At 60.2% G+C, this 1,542-nt stretch carries 1 protein-coding gene and 2 pseudogenes; 1 reads left to right on the forward strand and 2 read right to left on the reverse strand.

Translation table 11 applies throughout. The features are described from left to right. Positions 1 to 151: pseudogene (locus A2I95_RS36860) on the reverse strand (3-deoxy-8-phosphooctulonate synthase); the annotation flags it as partial. 15 nt (positions 152 to 166) lie between these two features. Next, positions 167 to 1,327: pseudogene (locus A2I95_RS36865) on the reverse strand (capsule biosynthesis protein); the annotation flags it as partial. A 33-nt stretch (positions 1,328 to 1,360) separates the two neighbouring features. On the opposite strand from A2I95_RS36865, the gene A2I95_RS36870 reads away from it, so the two are divergent. Beyond that, positions 1,361 to 1,542, forward strand: a 182-nt coding sequence (locus A2I95_RS36870) for a hypothetical protein (RefSeq protein WP_291737438.1), incomplete at its 3' end; no start/stop codon positions are given.

Raw genomic sequence — 1,542 nt, forward strand, 5'->3', positions numbered from 1 at the left:
CAAACTGGGCGCCGGCCTTGTCACAGGCCTCTTTCAGCTGCCCGGCAATCATCCGGGCGTGATCTGCGGTTTCCAGCTGGCAGGGGCCGGCAATGAATGTCAGCGGACAATCATTGCCGATGGTGAGGCCGGCGATATCGATGTTTTTCATGAGCTTCCGATAGCTTTACGATGAGACCTGTTCCCGCAGGATCGATGCGGTGAGCGAGCACATCAAGTAAATACCGGAAAAGATCAGGAAAGCCAAAATGGTATTCTCGAATTTGCGCGGATAAGACGGTTCCTGGCTGGGAACAGGCTCCACTGCGGTGGTCAGATAGCGGACCTGGCGGTTGGCCTCCAGACGGGTGGTTTCCACTTGCTGCAAGGCCGATTGCAGCATCAGGTCGCGGGTCGCGAGATCGGCTTGAGCCATCTGAATCTGGATCCGCAGATTGGCCAGCGAATTTTCGCCGGCTGAGGCGTCGATCATCCGGTTGTTGAGGCTGGCGATCACTGCTTTCAGCCGCCGGATGTCCGCCTCGGCGCCGGACACTTTTGCCCGGTTGGGCCGTGCATTGTCCTGCAGGGCGGCCAGTTGCAGCTCCTTTTCCTGGAGCTGAACTTCGACAGAATCGATGCGGCCGCGCAAACTGGCGATCACGCTTTCGGGGTCCAGAACGGATCCGCGCTGCTGAAGGTTGACCAATGCATGCTGCGCCTCGCGTCGAGCCTGGGCCGCTTCCTCAAAGGCGCTGCGGGCTTCGCGCATCTGGTCTTCGCGTCTTTCATCGCTCAATGCGTTTACCCGTTCTTCAGCGTAGGAAATCAGATTGCGTGAAAACGTTGCTGCCACTTCGGGATCGGCAGCGGTTACTTCCATGCGAATGACACCTTCGGTCGGGTCATAGCCGATCCTGACACGTTTGGAGTATGCCCCATACGTTTCTTCATTCGTCGGATTCGGGTTCAACCGCTGAATTGGATCGATCCAATCCTGGGTGAAATGGTCCCGGAATCCGGCCTCGCGGTCCAGACGCAACATGGCGTCCTTGGATTCCAGATAGGACTGCACCGCGATCGCATCCTGATTGGTCGCGAATTGCGTGCCCTGAAGCAGACCGCCGAGGCCGGTGCCACCGGTGCTGTCGGCCTGCAGGATCAGGAATTCGGATTTCGACGAATACATCGGCGTCGCGACGACGAAGAAGTAATACCCGGCCAAGATCGTCGGGGCGAAGACGAAGAAGGACAGTCGCGTGAACAGCAGGAACAGGCGGCGGCGGCGACGGCGCGCGATGTCGCGCTGGATCGACATGATCTCCTGCGCGCGGCGCTGTGCGGCCAGACCGGCACCGCAGAGACCGACCCGGCCTTCGACGTGCCGCGTGCCACCGAAACGTCCTATACGCCGGGGTTTCAGCCCAAAGGCAGCACGTCAGCCAAGTTCCGCAAATACGAAAGCCCGCTGACCGGGCTGTATTACGAAAACCAGGGTCTGGACCCGGCCAGCGTCGCGATGCACGCGGCACCGGCGCTCGGCACCAGCGAACTTGTGGCGGA

The organism is Leisingera sp. F5, from assembly GCF_001593695.1.